The organism is Vreelandella nigrificans (genome assembly GCF_002374315.1).
Taxonomy (GTDB): domain Bacteria; phylum Pseudomonadota; class Gammaproteobacteria; order Pseudomonadales; family Halomonadaceae; genus Vreelandella; species Vreelandella nigrificans.
In genome coordinates, this window is the sequence record NZ_NWUX01000016.1 from 24,398 (window position 1) to 40,034 (window position 15,637).

Sequence of the window (15,637 nt, forward strand, 5' to 3'; positions counted from 1 at the left end):
GATAAGTCCTATGATAGGCCGACAGAAGCCGTTCACGCAGGGCTTAAATACCGAACTGAGCTACCCTGCGGGACGGCGCATCACAGTCATTAGCACACCTGCGCCAATCAGGCTGCCTGCACCGCAGCGGTGCAGCAGACGACGAAACTTTGCGGTTATCAGTTGTCGGCTGGTCGTCGATAGGAGTGTGTAGCCGAGGTCTGAGATGACGCCTATTACAAGAAAGGTGGTAAATAGAATTGCTAGCTGCGGCGCTAATGGTTGGTTGTGGGTAATAAACTGTGGCATGAAGGCCATGAAAAATAGAATGCTTTTGGGATTTAAGAGTGTTACCCAAAATGCCTTTGCGGTGCCTTGCTTGACGTTCGCTCCAGAAGCTTCCAAATTGTTCAGTTGGCCGGATTCACGCCACATCTTTATTCCTAGATAAAGTAGGTAGAGGACCCCTAGCCACTTCACGATTGTGAATAGTTCTGCAGACGCCATCAGTAGGGCACCTACGCCTGCAAACGATAGCGACATAGCCACCAAGTCACCTAAGAAGAAGCCTGGTAACATCGCCAGGGCGGCCTTGCGCCCCTGGTTGATGCCGGTCATTACCAGCAGGGCAACGGCAGGGCCAGGGGATGCGATAACCAAGAACGAAGCCAGCACAAACGATAGCCATAGCTCAATCGACATAGCGTTAATCTTCCTATAGTTAATTTATTAACTATACCTCGCAATGTGACTGTGGGCCGGTTCTTAGAGGGAAAAGTTACAATGGTTCTGCCGCGAGGCGACAGAGTATTTTTACTGTCTCTGGCTGACGGCCCTTTTGCCAAGCCAGCATGAGGTCTGTCGCTATTGGCAAATCATCTAATTCGTGGGCCACGATGTCTTCATCTCCCAGTGCCATGATACTTGGCATAATCGCATAGCCCATTCCTGTTGCAACCAAACTGCGAATAGTAATGTCATCGCGACATTCCTGAACGGTATTGGGAATGAAGCCTACCTTTTGAAAACACCCATCTAGCCGATCAAAGCTTCCAGGAGTTGAGGTTCGGCTGAAGCGAATAAACGGCGCGTCGTGAAAATCCTTAAGCGAAGTAGGGGGAGTCGCGATGAGCGGGTGACGTTTACTGGTGAATACCGCCATACGAAAACTGGCCAATGGATAGTAGTCAAGACGTGGTTCATCTTCTCGCTCAATGAACAAAATACCCGCATCAAGCCGACCTGCCAGAATTGCAGCCGCTTGAGGCCCCGATAACATTGATTCCAGTGTTAACTGCGTCGATGGGTAACGTGACCGAAACTTGCTGATGAGTGCAGTGATGCTAGGAATATAGGGATGTATGGTGCTAATTCCGAGCGAGAGGCTTTCGCGGTAACCATTGGCGATATCTTGTGTTTTCTTTGCGACACTTTCTAGTTCTGACAGCAGGCGCTGCCCATTGGCATATAGGTAATGCCCTGCTGGGGTTAGAGACACCCCTTTGCGGTCACGATGAAATAAGACTGCCCCTATATCGGCTTCAAGTTGATGTATCTGTCGCGTCAAAGCGGGCTGAGCGATAGGTATCTGCTTGGCTGCAGACGATATCGAGCCTGCTTCGACCACCGCCATGAAGTACTTTAATTTTTTTGTGTTCATGTCCGCTCCCGATGACGTCACGATGCGCGACTCGTGTCGTACAGAAAATACAACTAAAGCCTCATCTCATAAAGGTATGACGCCATCGGGAAGAAGTATTTTATTCGCGCTAAGCGTTACAACATACTCAAAAACAATCTAGCTAAGCGCGTAACGATGTACGCAGCTCATGCTGTGTAAGCATGCGTTACCGCAGGCGCTAGACGGCGCAAACCTACCAAGGGTGTTCATTTACCAATTTACAATAAGGTTCTACCTCTCATGACGTTATCAGCCATTGAGCTTGAAAAGATGATCACGTTTCGTAGGGAGCTCCACCAGCACCCAGAGTTATCCGGTCAGGAGTCTATGACCGCTGAGCGTATTGCAATGACGCTACGTGACGTAGGGGTAGATGAGGTGCATGAGAATATAGGAGGCTACGGCGTGGTTGGCGTCATCAAAGGTGGCAGAACGGGTGCAACCGTTGGGCTCCGAGCCGATTTTGATGCCTTGCCACTTGAAGAAGCTAATCAGTTTTCGCACCGCTCCTGTCTGTCAAATGTAATGCATGCATGCGGGCATGACGGACACGTAGCAATGCTGATGGCTGCTGCTGCACGGTTGGTTAAACAGCGCTCAGCTCAAGGGACTGTCGTTTTGATTTTTCAACCCGCCGAGGAAATTGGCACTGGTGCTGAAGCGATGCTTGCGGAGGGACTGCAGGAGCGGTTCGCTCTTGATGCGATATTTGGACTACACAATTGGCCAGGTGTAGACGCAGGACATTTTGTCATTCATGACGTCCCTCACATGGCATCAAGCGATGACTTTGAGGTGACATTTCACTCCTCTGGTGGGCATGGTGCGATGCCTCATCTCACGACAGACCCCATCGTCGCGGCCAGCCTATTTACAACCGCCATTCAACATATTGTCAGCCGAAATATTGATCCTCAGGATATCGCTGTTATTAGCCTAGGTAGCCTGCAAAGCGGCCACGCTAGCAACATTATTCCTGCTGCCGCTCGACTGACGGGCACCGCGCGCTGCTTTAAACCAGAGTTACGCAAACGTCTTGAGGTCCGTATTAACGACGTTGCAGAAGGAGTTGCTAAAACAACCGGATGCGATGTCACACTCGATTACGTTCCCTCAACACCGGCGGTTGCCAATGACATCGTGTGTGCCCAATTGTGTCGCGATGTGGTGGTGCAGCGTTGGGGGCATGAACAGCTAGTAGAGCACCCAGTCAGTATGGGAGCTGATGATATGGGGGCCTTTCTTTCTCATATTCCTGGTGCCTATGTATGGATTGGCAATGGCTCAGGACCACAAACACCGAAGCTTCACCAGCCTGACTATGACTTCAACGATGCCATTCTATCGACTGGGAGCGACTTCCTGGCAAGTGTGGCAATGCAGTTTCTCGATAACCACCAATAAACTGGGGATACCCCATGACACCTCTCGAAAAAACAATGACACACGAGAAGAGTTCACGGCCAACATTTCGCTTCCCGCATATTTTTGTCGTGTTATTTAGTTTTATCTGTCTCGCTGCTTTATCAACTCACTTTCTTCAGTCGGGTAGCTACGAGCGTGTAACAAACGAGCAAGGGCGTACGGTTGTGGTGCCAGACAGTTATGCGGCTGTTGAAGCTCAGGGAGCTGGCTGGTTAAGTCCTTTCATGGCGGTCTTTGAGGGGATGGGTGAAGGCAGTAGTATCATCTTCTTTATTTTTATCTCAGGTGGTGCGTTTGGCGTTCTTAAAGCGACAGGAGTATTACAAAAAGTAGTTGCCAGTATCAGTAATGCGCTTACTGGACGCGATCTCATCCTCATACCTCTGCTGATGCTGTTATTTGCGATGGGGGGAGCAACCTTCGGGCTCGCAGAAGAGACAATTGCTTTTATTATTATCCTTGCACCGTTACTTCGTATGCTGGGGTATGACTCTATTACGGCCGCGGCGGTACCACTGGTAGGGGCTGGTGCAGGTTTCTCTGCAGCGTTTATGAATCCTTTTACGGTTGGCGTTGCTCAGGATATCGCTGAACTCCCTATTTTCTCTGGAATGACCCTTCGAGTTTGTTACTGGCTGATATTCGTCAGCATCAGTATTGCTTTCGTCACTCGCTATGCTGCAAAGGTGAAAGCTCATCCCGAATCCAGCCCGGTCTTTAATAGTGATCGCCGCCAGTTCGGTAAACCGCAAGCCAGTGAGAGACCAGGAACGTTATCGGCTGCCGATAAACTCGTCCTCACCGCTTTTGTAGGCACTATTCTCGTTATTGCCTACGGCGTGATACGACATGGTTGGTATATCGGTGAGATGTCTGGTGCCTTTCTCTTGATGGCTATTTTAATCGGTGTATTTGCGCGTATGAGCCCGAATAAAATTGCCGACCACTTTGTTGAGGGCATCCAAGAAATTGCGATGGGTGCTCTGGTAGTGGGCTTTGCTTTTGGCATCCTGGTGATTCTGAGAAGCGGGCATATTCTGGATACTATTCTTTTTCATCTCGAAGGGTTGCTGAGCGGGATGCCTGCTGTGATTACTGCAGTATGTATGTTCTTCGTTCAACTCATCCTGAACTTCCTGGTTCCTTCTGGTAGTGGTCAAGCTGCACTGACAATGCCTCTGATGGTACCTCTTGCAGACCTTGTGGGAGTGACGCGTCAGACTGCTGTTCTTGCGTTCCAGTTTGGTGATGGTATCTCCAATATTCTTACACCAACGTCGGGATATTTCATGGCAGGACTAGCTGTAGCAGGTGTGTCGTGGAGCAAGTGGATTAAATGGATACTTCCATTAGCGATTCTTCAGCTGGGCACTGCGAGTCTCATGATTACTCTGGCTCAGTTCTTTTCCTGGACATAATAAGGCATTACTAATGCGTATTAATAAAATCACAGTCTATGGCGTACGCCTTCCGCTTAAGCAGCCATTCAAGATCTCCTATGATACTTATCACGATATCGCCAGCCTGATAGTGAGTATAGAGACCGCTTCTGGGCAGGTTGGCTGGGGCGAAGCTGTGGTAGATCAACACGTGTCCGGAGAGACGTATCTCGGGGCACGAGAAATCATAACGCGTGAGCTCGCTCCATTATTAATCGGCTCCGAAGCCAGTGATATTGCACAATTCCATCACACTGCGAATCGAAAAATTCGCCATAATCCATCGGCTAAAGCCGCACTCGATATTGCTCTCCATGACCTCTTGGCTCGGGAGAGTGGGAAGCCCCTCTATGCCATGCTAGGTGGGCGTAGCCATGAGCGTTTGGAGCTTCCCTACGTTATCAGCATGTTAGCGCCAGAGGAGATGGCTCGGCAGGCGAAAGAGGCTGCTCGGCGTGGGTATCAATCTATCAAAATAAAACTTGGAGATACCCCGGAACATGATATTGAGCGAATTGCGCGTGTTAGAGAGGTGCTAGACCGATCAGTGGCGTTGCGTGTGGATGCCAATCAAGGGTGGAGTACAAAGCAAGCGCTACAGGTCATCCGACATGCAGCGCCGTATCAAGTGGATTGGTTTGAGCAACCCGTAGATATGGAAAATCTTGTGGCAATGGCACATGTGACCCAGTCTACTGAGGCTATCATCATGGCGGATGAACCTATTCATGGCGTAAAAGAGATGTTGGATGTGATTCAGCTTAATGCTGCTGATATGGTTAACATTAAATTGATGAAATCCGCTGGCTTACGCCCCGCTATGGTGATGGCTGAAGCTGGTATGGCTGCTGATATACCCTGCCAGATTGGCTCCATGGTGGAGTCATCTATTGCGACACTGGCAGGTGCACATCTTGCGCTGGCACATCCCAATATTATTGCGAATGACTTGGTAGGCCCGGCCATGATTCGGGAAGATGTTGCTCAGATGCCGGGGGATGAAACGCATATCTTGTTAGATGACTCACCTGGTCTTGGGGTAACTATTGAAAGTAGCCGAGTACAAGACCTTAGTGAGTTTGTCGATATCATTGATTGAGAAAGATTTTATTCTTGGGATCGCCCAACGCACATAAGATAAAAAGAGAGTGCAGGATACATCTGCCACACTCAGTGGTTGGGTTTTCCCTCAGGCAGGTTACTCGGCAAGTTTCAATATGCCGCCCAGTAGTCCATATCCCTATGGGGGCAGCTACCAACCCTGAATTGCAGCAGGACTAAAAGCTCTGAGCTAGCTGATGTGCCGCCGCCAGCGGTTCTCTATTGTCTCAAGCTCTGCTGGTCCGTAGCAGGCTTGGTTATGCCCTCCGTAATGCGCCCACAGTTGGTCACCTAAGTCGAAATGCCACCACTCACTGGGTAAGTTGGTAAATCCTTGTTGCTGCATTACGTGATACAGCAGCCGACGATTATCTCTTGCTTGCTGTTGGGGAGGGGACAATTCACCTAACAGCTCAAAATGCGCAGTATGGGAGGCAGGAATGGCTTCATCAAAGAGCGTTCCCATGTCTAGTGGTAGTCCATCGGAATCGCAGAGGGTAACGTCGACTGCCCCTCCGGTTAAATGTGGACTGGGGGCTGAGGGATCACGGCTAGGGAATGATACAAACTCGCTTGTGCGTGTTAATAGTTCATCCTCCGTGGCGTTAGGATGGTGATAGAGAATCGCTTCATACAGCGTATCAAACAGGTACTGCTGGACACGCCATGGGCGCCAGCCATCCAGTACCAGTAAGCTGATTCCCTGGGGTAAGCTCCGTGCTGCTGCCAGTAGCGCCCGATAAACCCCCTCGCGCACAAAACATTCCGGTATTGCACCAGGAATCCCTAGGCGTGCGTAGGCGGGGAATACCTTAATCGGCGAAGGCGCTAAGCTCATTGGCACTAAGCGTTCGCCACAGTCTTGAATGGCAATATGGCTAACACTCGACCACTCCAGCGCTGATATGCTCGGAATAGGCGCTAAGTTGATACTGGACGAGTCAGTAGAGGAGGTGTGCATCTTAATTATCCAAGCAATTGGGGTAGCCAAAGCGTTAAGGCCGGAAAGAAGATTAACAGTATCAAGACAGCGATAGCGGTGAGTACGAAAGGCCAAATCGTTTTGAATAACGAGACAATCTCTATTCGGCTAACGGCGGCGGCAACAAACACGCAGGCGCCCATCGGTGGTGTAATAAGGGCAATGGTGATGTTGAGAGTAATGATGACCCCCAGATGGATTGGGTCTATGCCTGCCATCATCGCCACGGGTGCAAAAATAGGCGTGAGTAGCATCAGCGCGGAGACTTCCTCCATGAACATGCCGGTCAAAAAAGTAATCAAGCTTAATAGCAGCAAGATAATCACCGCGTTTTCTGCATAAGGTGCTAATAAGGTGACAAATTGCTGGGGAACCTGGGCATAGGAGAGTAACCAGCTAATGGTAGCGGACGCTGCCATAATTAAAAAAATCGCTGACGTTAGGCGAGCGGTGTCTTTGATAGCTTGCCAAAACTGCGGCAACTGCAACCCACCTAGCAACACGCCACATAAAGCTACGTAAAGGGCTGTCAGTGCCCCTGACTCTGTTGGTGTAACCACGCCCAATACAATGCCCGCAACAATGATGACTGGTGCAATTAGCGCAGGAAACGCCACGAGGGCGGCAATACTTAAGGCTTTCAGGTTGGGCAGCTCACCTCGCTTGGGCATGCGTTTTTTCCATGCATACCACGCATTCATGCCCATAAACGCAACGCCCAGTAACAGGCCTGGCACCACTCCCGCCAGAAATAGGTCGCCTACAGAGGTGTTAGTAAGGGAGGCGTACAAAATCATAAAGATGCTGGGAGGAATGATCGGGCCAATAAGTGAGCTACCAGCGGTTAAACCAGCGGCAAAGGCACGTGAGTAGCCCTCTTTTTCCATGGCGGGCACCAGCAACGAGCCCAGGGCCGAGGTGTCGGCTACGGCGGAGCCATTAACCCCGGCGAAGAAGACGCTCGATACAACGTTTACATGGCCCATACCGCCGCGCATATGTCCCACCAGCAGGCGTGCCAAGCCCATTAGCCGCTCGGTTAAGCCGCTCACATTCATTAAGTTACCGGCTAAAATAAATAGCGGAATCGCCATCAAGGAAAAGGCGTTGATGCCACTAAAAAATTGTTGCGGCATCATGCGGGGGATCATCGCGGGGTCGACAAACAGAAAGCCAACAATAGCGGTGGTCAACAGCGCAATAAATAGAGGTAGCCCTAAGAGAACATGAACAAGGAAAACGCCTAACATCGTGACAATCATGAAGGGCGCTCCTGCTCTGGGCTGCTCTGCTCTAAAACGCCTTGTTCAGTTAGCACGGGTAGTGGTGCCGGGCCATACCAAAGTACATGCCAGGCAAGTAACGCGAAGCCGATAGGTACTGACATTAGCGGAATAGTGCGGCTAATACCCAGGCCTGAGGTGGTAAACATGCTAACCGAGAGCGCGTAGCGGTAACTGACCCAGGCTCCGCCAATGGCGATACTGAGTGTTAACAGCCACTGATACAGATTAAGTACGCGCGCTATGGGCACAGGCAGTAAACGTTCAATCAATGCGACGCGCATATGGCTGCCTTCTACCCACACTGCCCCTGCCGCCACCATAACGGTGCCGATAATCAGAAAGCGCGATAACTCATCGGTCCAAATAGGCGCTCCACCGATAAAGTAGCGCATAAAAACGCCATATAGAATGATGGCTAAATTGGTCAACAGCAGTAGTGCAGCCACGGTGATGGATAGAGGCCGACTGATCGCTAACATGCGATTGCGTAGCGCGTGCATGGAAAATCCTACCCGCAAAGAAAGAGTCACAATAGGAGAAAAGGACCGGTAATTACCGGCCCTTCTACTGCCGTCGATAGTGCTTAATTAGGTATCATTTAATTAGATAGTGCTTGGTTAGACAGCGATTAACTATTCAAGCAGTTCACTCATACCTGCATCTTCCAGTGCCATGTCGATCCAGCGCTGGTCAATATTACGCTCGCTTAGCCACTCAAGATAAGCTGGTTGGCCAACTTCCCGGAAGGCGTTAAGGTCCTCCTCAGAGGGGCGGATCACTTCCATGCCTTGCTCTTCAAGGTAGGCAATGCGTTCATCAACTTTGGCTTCGTTATGCTCACGCGCCTGCTGATTTGCTTCGGCCACGGCTTCCATAAAGGCGTTACGGGTCTCTTCTTCCCAGCTTTCAATCATTTGGCTGTTGCCGACCAAAAACTGGTTGGAGTACTGGATGTTCGCAAGCGTTAAGTAGTCCTGTACTTCGTGAAGGCTGCCTAAAATGATGTACATGGGCGGGTTCATTTGGCCATCGGCCACACCGGTGCGCAGTGCCATGTAGACTTCTGTCCAGGGTATCGGAGTGCCTGACGCACCGAAGGCCTCATAGAGGGCTACTTGGCTTGGGTCCATGGCGCGGAAGCGTAAGCCGGCAAAATCGTCAGGATGTGAAATGGGCTTTTTGTTATTGGTAAATGCGAGGAAGCCACCTTCTTCCACCACCGCCAGCATATCGATACCCGCACGCTCTTGCAGGACGTTTTCTATCTCCTGCCAGTAACTGCCCTCATCAAAGAAGCTGCGCGCTGCGTCAAAGTCATCGAATAGAAATGGAATGGCGCTGACAAAAATTTCATCGACTAGCGGAGACACGCCAGCAAAGGAAGCAATATTGAGCATCGGCGAACTCATCGTCTGCTCCATACGCTCCTGCTCTTCACCCAGCATACTATTCGGGTAAAGCTGCAGTTGGATCTCACCATCCGTTTTTTCTTCGATCAGCGCCTTTAGGTTAGAAGCAAAAACATGCACCGCGTTTTTATCAGGATCAGGGGCGCCGTTGTAGCCCAGATTAATGGTTGTTTGTGCCATGGCCTGACTGGCAGCTAGCGAGCTGCCTAAAAAGCAGGCTGTAGCGAGGGCTTTCATCGAAAAATGGGGCTTCATGGTAGTCTCCTATGTCCTCTTGAACGCCACCTGGGGCGTATGGATCTCTAATCACTTTTATTATTTGGTGCGCAACCTAAGCGTTGAAAGGTACTGTATTGAATAAGCAATATTAGTGCCGCTAACTCTATTAGCCAGCTATATACACATTACATTAGCAGCCTAGTGGTTGCTGCGCTGTTTTCTATGCCTGTTTGCTCTATAGAGAGCTTAGTTCTTGCACCAGCATTGCCCCATTAGCATCTTGTGATGCTAATGGGGCAATGCTGGTGAGAAGGAGGGGGGAGGACGTTATAGTGAGGGAGGGGAAGAGAGCTTTGGGCTTTAACTGGGCATTAATTGGCAACTAGCCAATGCGTAAGTTTCCTTCCTGGTCTTCAAAGACAGGTATGGCATCAAGTTCATCAATAGCGCCCGATAAGCAGTTGCCTGTTTTAATATCGAACGCTGCCCCATGGGCGCTGCATAGAAAGCGGCTTCCATCCGACGAGATGATGTTTTCAGAACGATAATTTAATGGCAAGTACTGGTGAGGGCAGCTATTGACATAGCAATAAACCAAGCCATTTAAACGTGCTATAACGACTGGAAAAGCGTCATCATTACTAATGATTTCTATGCATAGTGTTTGGCCTTCTTGGATTTTTTTAGCGGGGCAAATAATAGCCCCCCTTTGGGGGGCATTCGCATAGCTACGCCAAGCGTCGTCGTGCACAGTGTTTCCTTTTCGGCAGTGTTGTTATTATTCAGTCGTACTTTGCAACACGCCACGGTTAATTTGATCCTCTTCGATGGACTCGAAAAGTGCTTTGAAATTGCCCTCTCCGAAGCCGTCATCGCCTTTGCGCTGGATAAATTCAAAGAAGATTGGGCCAATCACCGTTTTTGAGAAAATCTGTAGCAAAATTCTGGTTTCACCACCGCCCACGACACCTTCGCCGTCAATCAAGATGCCACGCTTACGAAGCTTATCAAGAGGCTCTTGGTGGCCTTTTACGCGTTTTAGCGATTTTTCATAATAGATACTTGGCGGGCCAGGCATAAACTCTAGCCCTGCATCAGCAATTAAATCAGTACCGGTATATATGTCGTTACTCGCAATGGCGATATGTTGAATGCCTTCGCCGTTGTACTCACGTAGATACTCTTCAATTTGGCTATGATCGTCTGCACTTTCATTAATTGGGATACGAATTTTCCCGTCGGGAGATGTTAAGGCGCGGCTGGTAAGGCCGGTCATTTTACCGGTGATATCAAAGTAGCGTATTTCACGGAAGTTAAAGGTGTCATGATAAAACTTGTACCATGTATCCATGTTGCCGCGAATGACGTTATGCGTGAGGTGGTCAAGATAGTAAAAGCCAAACCCTTTTGGAGTAGGGTTTTCCTCGCCTAACCACTCAAACTCGTTTGAATAGCAGCTACCTTTTTCGCCGTACGTATCAATGAAGTAAAGCAGTGAGCCGCCAATGCCAATAACAGCCGGTGCATCGATTGCTTTGTTCCCTGTGTACTCTTCTGCGCCCAAGTCTACGGCGCGTTTGAGGGCGTGCTGAGCATCAACGACACGCCAAGCCATTGCCGGGGCGCATGGTCCGTGCGCTTCAATAAACGATGACGCATGGGAGTTGGGCTCGCTATTAAGCAGGTAGTTGATATCACCCTGACGATAGACGGTGATCGACTTCTCGCGATGTTTGGCAACAGGGATGAAACCCATTTGCCTAAATAAGTTATCTAATTTTTCCGGCTCAGGATGAGCAAATTCAACAAATTCAAAGCCATCTGTGCCTGCTGGGTTAGCATCACTTATGGTTACTTTTGGCGCGTTATGTGGGAAGGGGCCCATCGCTGTCACTCCTTTATTGTCTTGTTGTTTCACAAGGCCAGTATAGGGAAGAGAGGGTGCAATTAGGTTGCAAACTAGCCCCTTATGCAGCCAAATGGCGCACAGACTGTGCGCAACTGGAGTATTCAATGCACGGAATTTCTCTGGATCGTTACGATCTTGCAATTTTGTCGGTGTTGCAAAAAAATTCGGCTCTCACTAATTCAGAATTAGGAGAGCGCGTTAGCCTATCTCCCTCTCAGTGCTCCCGCCGCAGAGCGCGGTTAGAAGCTGAAGGTGTGATCAAGGGGTATTCGGCTCGGCTTGATGCCGCCAGCCTGGGCTTTGGGTTGCGTGCCATTACCCGAGTCAACCTTAAAGCTCACGGTGAAAGCATGGATGATGATTTTGTAGCGTTACTAACGAAGCATGCCATGGTGCGTGAGGCGTATTCTGTATCCGGTGATGCGGACTATGTATTGCACATCATCGCCAAGGACCTAACCGAGTTTTCAGACTTTATTCATCACCACTTATTACCTCACCCTAATGTCACCCAGGTCCGCTCTGAAATAATACTGCGCAGTATGAAAGAGGAGCAGGGGTTGCCGGTGGGTGGTGGTTAAGTAACTGCGTTTGTCTTGTATCGTGAGGGGTCTATGCGTCTTAAATTTCATTGTCAGAATCGAATCGGCATGCTTCGCGATATAGTGGCCCAGTTTGCCGATTACCGAATTAATGTAGCGCGGGGAGAAGTAGGCGGCGATCAGGGCAATACCATTTACTTATATGTCCCGAAATTGCTCAATGCACAGTTAATTACGCTTAAGCCTGTGCTGGAGTCCATCCCCGGTGTCTTTGGTGTCAAGCGCGCCAACTTGATGCCTAGTGAACGCCGTCACCTGGAGTTGGATGCGCTGCTCTCCTCGCTCTCCGACCCAGTGATGTCGATAGATATGCAAGGTCGAATCGTTGCTGCCAACCGTATTGCTGTTCAGGTGTTAGGGGTGCGTGTGCAAGAAGTACCTGGGCTCTCGTTAGACCGGTATCTTGATGAGGTTGATCTTCCTGATTTGATTCGCCGTAACAACTCACGCATCAACGGGCTGCGAATAAAGCTGAAGGGAAACACTTATCTTGCTGATATTGCGCCACTGCACACGGAAGACACTAAGGTGGATTCACTCGCCGGGGCGGTAGTCACTTTGCACCGGGCTGACCGTATTGGTGCGCGTATTTACCAGGTGCAGCGCCAGGAGCTGCGTGGCTTTGAGGCCATCTTTCAGTCGAGTTCGCGATTGAAAGCGGTGATCAACGAGGCGCGCCGCATGGCGCCATTAGATGCACCGTTATTGATCGTGGGTGAAACGGGCACTGGCAAAGAGCTGGTGGCCAGAGCGTGCCATTTGGCAAGCCCCCGTGGGCAAGCGCCGTTTGTGGTACTCAATTGTGCTGGGCTTCCCGAGTCGATGGCTGAGACAGAGCTATTCGGTTATGCACCTGGTGCCTTCGAGGGCGCTCGGCCGGAAGGTAAGCTTGGTCTTCTGGAGCTTAACGAAGGCGGCACTGTTTTTCTTGATGAAGTCGGTGAAATGAGCCCGCGTTTGCAGACGAAGCTGTTACGTTTTCTTCAGGATGGCGGCTTTCGACGTGTGGGTAGCGATGAAGAAACCTACCTGGATGTCAGAGTGATTTGTGCCACGCAACAGAATCTGCCACAGCTATGCAGCGCAGGGTTATTTCGACTCGATCTTTATCATCGTCTTAATGTGCTCTCGCTGCAGGTGCCACCCTTACGTGAGTGTATGGACGGCATTGATGAGCTGGCGGCGTATGTTCTGGATCGTGCGGCGCGTCAGATAGGCTGCCCCTTGCCCGATCTTTCGCCCGCAGCACTGGAAAAGATCACTCGCTACGACTGGCCGGGCAATGTGCGCCAGCTAGAAAATGTGCTGTTCCAGGCGGTGTCATTGTGCGAAGAGAAGGCTATTCAGCCGATGCATTTGCGCCTTCCTCACAGTGACCCTTCAACTGAGCTTGCTGGCATTCCATTAGAGGGAAGCTTGAGCGATATGTTAGGGGAGGTAGAAAGAAACATCTTAACTACCTTGTATCAACAGTACCCTTCTAGCCGCCAGTTGGGAAAGCGCCTGGGTGTTTCGCATACAACGATTGCCAACAAACTCAAGCGTTACGGTATTGGCACTCAAGACAGCCCTTGAGATAGCCCTTGAGATAGCCCTTGAGGATAGCCCTTAAGATCGTCCTTAAGAAAAAAGTACTTAAGCTAACCAAATTAGCTGTAACGATTTATTTACATGGTGTCAGCAAAATGCAACGGCTGGACCTTACTCTCCTGCATTTTGAGTTGAGTGTAACGATTTGTTTACAGTTGCGTCTAACCCATTTGGGTGACACTGCAGTGAATATGATTTAGCTCCACTACTGCCGTATAGCTATCTCCCTGGACTCTTTATAGATTGGTTGGCCGCAGTTGGCTGACCATGGCTGTTTGGCCATGGAATACAGCTAAACACACTTAAGTGGTTGTTCTAACTGCTTATAAATAAATAGCCTAAAAAACAATATAAATTTATAAGGTTTCCCAATGACAACGACGAATACGCCCCCCAAGACGCTGTGGTTGGGCCGCTGGGGATTTGTACTGGCAGCCACTGGTTCTGCAGTGGGTCTAGGTAATATCTGGAAGTTTCCTTACATCACTGGCGAGTTTGGTGGTGGCGCTTTTGTGCTGGTCTATCTCGCCTGCATATTGGCGGTAGGCGTTCCTATCATGATGGCTGAAATCAGCTTCGGCCGCCGTGGGAGGGGCAGCCCGATTGATGCTATTCGCCGTGTGGTGCATGAGTCTGGCCATGGCAGTTTCTGGTCAATCTTCGGCTGGATGGCCATGCTCTGTGGCTTTATGATTTTGTCTTTCTATGTGGTGGTCGCGGGTTGGTCGTTTTCCTATCTGTGGAAAATGCTGAGTGGCGGGCTGGCGGGCAATAGCGTTGATGACATGGCGGCAATTTTCGCCGCTAATAATGCAAATCCTTTCACGCTAGGCGCCTGGAGCACGCTGGTGACGGTGTTGACCATGTTCATCGTGGGCAAGGGCGTACAAGCCGGCATTGAAAAGAGTGTTAGCTGGATGATGCCAGGCATGGTCATCATGCTGGGTGTGCTGATCGGCTACGGTGCTTTTTCCGGTGGTTTTGCCGATGCATGGTCGTTCCTGTTCTCCTTCAATACCGAAGGATTAACCAGTGAAGGATTATTAGCGGCATTGGGGCATGCCTTCTTTACCTTGTCGCTCGCGTCCGGTGCGATTCTTACCTACGGCTCTTACCTGCCAGAAGGGCACTCCATTGCGCGCACCACATTCAGCGTGGCCATTGCTGATACCGTTGTCGCGCTGATGGCTGGCTTGGCTATTTTCCCGATTATTTTCGCAAACGGAATGAACCCCGGTGAAGGGCCAGGGCTGATTTTTATGAGCTTACCACTGGCTTTCCAAGCTATGCCGTTCGGCACACTGTTTGGCATTCTGTTCTTTTTGATGCTGTCGATGGCGGCGCTTACGTCGTCGATTTCGATGATCGAGGCGACGGTGGCTTGGCTCACGGGAAGCAAGGGAATGACGCGTAAGCAGGCATCCTGGGGCGTGGGTATTGTGCTGTGGTTGGTGAGTACCTTGGCTATGCTGTCGTTCAACATTGGTGCTGATTGGTCGCTGGCTGGGCGCAACTTCTTTGGCTGGTTAGATTACTTAACTTCCCGCTGGATGATGCCGCTAGGTGGCTTGGGTATGGCACTGATGGCAGGCTTCCTGCTGCGTAATGAAATCTTCAGGGAAGAGCTGGGGCTAACCCGCACCCAGCATACGCTGTGGCTGTTTATGGTGCGTTACGTAAGCCCGTTAGGCATCGTGTTAATTTTCATTGATGCGCTGGGCCTCGCGACCCTCCAGGTAGGTACTCAGTGGCCGTGGTTGCTGGCGCTGCTTGTGTTGATCACCGTGGTAGGAGAGCTAGCTAGCCCGCGACTGCGCCACCAAGCGTCTTAAAATACGTTCAGTAATACGTTTTTAACCCAGCTCTTATAGCCAGTTATTAGAACCGGTTATTAAAACAAGTTATTAGAACAAGCTCTTAGGCAAGTTCCGAATAGAGCGGTTAAAGCTAAAGCGCCCCCATCCTCTGGATGGGGGCGCTTTACGTTAGAGGGATACGTCGATGTGGAAACATAA

The 15,637-nt window shown here is 50.2% G+C and carries 14 protein-coding genes; 6 read left to right on the top strand and 8 right to left on the bottom strand.

All coding sequences use genetic code 11. From position 1 onward, the window contains the following. Window positions 1–60: 60 nt before the first annotated feature. Window positions 61–681 carry a LysE family translocator gene (locus CPA45_RS15755; RefSeq protein ID WP_096653109.1) on the bottom strand — a complete coding sequence of 207 codons (621 nt, stop codon included), beginning with the start codon at window positions 679–681 and terminating at the stop codon, window positions 61–63. A gap of 76 nt (window positions 682–757) precedes the next feature. After that, a complete protein-coding gene (locus tag CPA45_RS15760; RefSeq protein WP_096653111.1) occupies window positions 758–1,639 on the bottom strand; it encodes a LysR family transcriptional regulator in 882 nt (293 codons plus the stop codon). Window positions 1,640–1,900: 261 nt separating this feature from the next. Between CPA45_RS15760 and CPA45_RS15765 the strand changes: the two genes are divergently transcribed. From CPA45_RS15765 to CPA45_RS15775, 3 genes are read left to right on the top strand one after another with little or no spacing between them, the layout of a single operon-like run. Then, window positions 1,901–3,064: a M20 metallopeptidase family protein gene (locus tag CPA45_RS15765; protein WP_096653113.1), complete on the top strand. Its 1,164-nt coding sequence runs from the start codon at window positions 1,901–1,903 to the stop codon at window positions 3,062–3,064. Between the two features lie 14 nt (window positions 3,065–3,078). After that, window positions 3,079–4,503, top strand: a complete 1,425-nt coding sequence (locus CPA45_RS15770; protein WP_096653115.1) for a YfcC family protein — start codon at window positions 3,079–3,081, stop codon at window positions 4,501–4,503. Between the two features lie 13 nt (window positions 4,504–4,516). Beyond that, complete coding sequence (locus tag CPA45_RS15775) at window positions 4,517–5,623, top strand: mandelate racemase/muconate lactonizing enzyme family protein (protein ID WP_096653117.1); 1,107 nt, start codon at window positions 4,517–4,519, stop codon at window positions 5,621–5,623. 192 nt (window positions 5,624–5,815) lie between these two features. Here CPA45_RS15775 and CPA45_RS15780 read toward each other — a convergent pair whose 3' ends face one another. The 6 genes from CPA45_RS15780 to hppD form a co-directional block, all read right to left on the bottom strand. Then, a complete protein-coding gene (locus tag CPA45_RS15780; protein WP_096653119.1) occupies window positions 5,816–6,586 on the bottom strand; it encodes a M15 family metallopeptidase in 771 nt (256 codons plus the stop codon). 5 nt (window positions 6,587–6,591) lie between these two features. Then, window positions 6,592–7,869, bottom strand: coding sequence for a TRAP transporter large permease (locus tag CPA45_RS15785; RefSeq protein ID WP_096653121.1), 1,278 nt, complete (start codon window positions 7,867–7,869; stop codon window positions 6,592–6,594). Continuing rightward, window positions 7,866–8,393 (bottom strand): TRAP transporter small permease, encoded by a 528-nt coding sequence (locus tag CPA45_RS15790; RefSeq protein WP_096653123.1) that lies wholly within the window; start codon window positions 8,391–8,393, stop codon window positions 7,866–7,868. The genes CPA45_RS15785 and CPA45_RS15790 overlap by 4 nt, the downstream gene beginning before the upstream one ends. 132 nt (window positions 8,394–8,525) lie before the next feature. After that, window positions 8,526–9,557, bottom strand: coding sequence for a TRAP transporter substrate-binding protein DctP (gene dctP / locus CPA45_RS15795; protein WP_096653125.1), 1,032 nt, complete (start codon window positions 9,555–9,557; stop codon window positions 8,526–8,528). A gap of 346 nt (window positions 9,558–9,903) precedes the next feature. Then, on the bottom strand, window positions 9,904–10,272 hold the full coding sequence (locus CPA45_RS15800) for a Rieske (2Fe-2S) protein (RefSeq protein WP_096653127.1): 369 nt from the start codon (window positions 10,270–10,272) through the stop codon (window positions 9,904–9,906). 27 nt (window positions 10,273–10,299) lie between these two features. Further along, a complete protein-coding gene (gene hppD / locus CPA45_RS15805; protein ID WP_096653129.1) occupies window positions 10,300–11,406 on the bottom strand; it encodes a 4-hydroxyphenylpyruvate dioxygenase in 1,107 nt (368 codons plus the stop codon). Window positions 11,407–11,534: 128 nt separating this feature from the next. Here hppD and CPA45_RS15810 point away from each other — a divergent pair, with 128 nt between their 5' ends. The 3 genes from CPA45_RS15810 to CPA45_RS15820 all read left to right on the top strand — a co-directional run bounded on the left by CPA45_RS15810 (window position 11,535) and on the right by CPA45_RS15820 (window position 15,454). After that, the gene (locus CPA45_RS15810; protein ID WP_078089308.1) at window positions 11,535–12,011 is read left to right on the top strand and encodes an Lrp/AsnC family transcriptional regulator; all 477 of its coding nucleotides are present in this window, start codon (window positions 11,535–11,537) and stop codon (window positions 12,009–12,011) included. 33 nt (window positions 12,012–12,044) lie between these two features. Next, the gene (locus CPA45_RS15815) at window positions 12,045–13,607 is read left to right on the top strand and encodes a sigma-54-dependent transcriptional regulator (protein ID WP_096653131.1); all 1,563 of its coding nucleotides are present in this window, start codon (window positions 12,045–12,047) and stop codon (window positions 13,605–13,607) included. A gap of 386 nt (window positions 13,608–13,993) precedes the next feature. Continuing rightward, window positions 13,994–15,454 (top strand): sodium-dependent transporter, encoded by a 1,461-nt coding sequence (locus tag CPA45_RS15820; protein ID WP_096653133.1) that lies wholly within the window; start codon window positions 13,994–13,996, stop codon window positions 15,452–15,454. Window positions 15,455–15,637 lie beyond the last annotated feature (183 nt).

Excerpts from the sequence above, each read along its gene's own strand:
- CPA45_RS15755 (WP_096653109.1), bottom strand. The coding sequence starts at position 681 with ATGTCGATTGAGCTATGGCTATCGTTTGTGCTGGCTTCGTTCTTGGTT.
- CPA45_RS15760 (WP_096653111.1), bottom strand. The coding sequence starts at position 1,639 with ATGAACACAAAAAAATTAAAGTACTTCATGGCGGTGGTCGAAGCAGGC.
- CPA45_RS15765 (WP_096653113.1), top strand. The coding sequence starts at position 1,901 with ATGACGTTATCAGCCATTGAGCTTGAAAAGATGATCACGTTTCGTAGG.
- CPA45_RS15770 (WP_096653115.1), top strand. The coding sequence starts at position 3,079 with ATGACACCTCTCGAAAAAACAATGACACACGAGAAGAGTTCACGGCCA.
- CPA45_RS15775 (WP_096653117.1), top strand. The coding sequence starts at position 4,517 with ATGCGTATTAATAAAATCACAGTCTATGGCGTACGCCTTCCGCTTAAG.
- CPA45_RS15780 (WP_096653119.1), bottom strand. The coding sequence starts at position 6,586 with ATGCACACCTCCTCTACTGACTCGTCCAGTATCAACTTAGCGCCTATT.
- CPA45_RS15785 (WP_096653121.1), bottom strand. The coding sequence starts at position 7,869 with ATGATTGTCACGATGTTAGGCGTTTTCCTTGTTCATGTTCTCTTAGGG.
- CPA45_RS15790 (WP_096653123.1), bottom strand. The coding sequence starts at position 8,393 with ATGCACGCGCTACGCAATCGCATGTTAGCGATCAGTCGGCCTCTATCC.
- dctP (WP_096653125.1), bottom strand. The coding sequence starts at position 9,557 with ATGAAGCCCCATTTTTCGATGAAAGCCCTCGCTACAGCCTGCTTTTTA.
- hppD (WP_096653129.1), bottom strand. The coding sequence starts at position 11,406 with ATGGGCCCCTTCCCACATAACGCGCCAAAAGTAACCATAAGTGATGCT.
- CPA45_RS15810 (WP_078089308.1), top strand. The coding sequence starts at position 11,535 with ATGCACGGAATTTCTCTGGATCGTTACGATCTTGCAATTTTGTCGGTG.
- CPA45_RS15815 (WP_096653131.1), top strand. The coding sequence starts at position 12,045 with ATGCGTCTTAAATTTCATTGTCAGAATCGAATCGGCATGCTTCGCGAT.
- CPA45_RS15820 (WP_096653133.1), top strand. The coding sequence starts at position 13,994 with ATGACAACGACGAATACGCCCCCCAAGACGCTGTGGTTGGGCCGCTGG.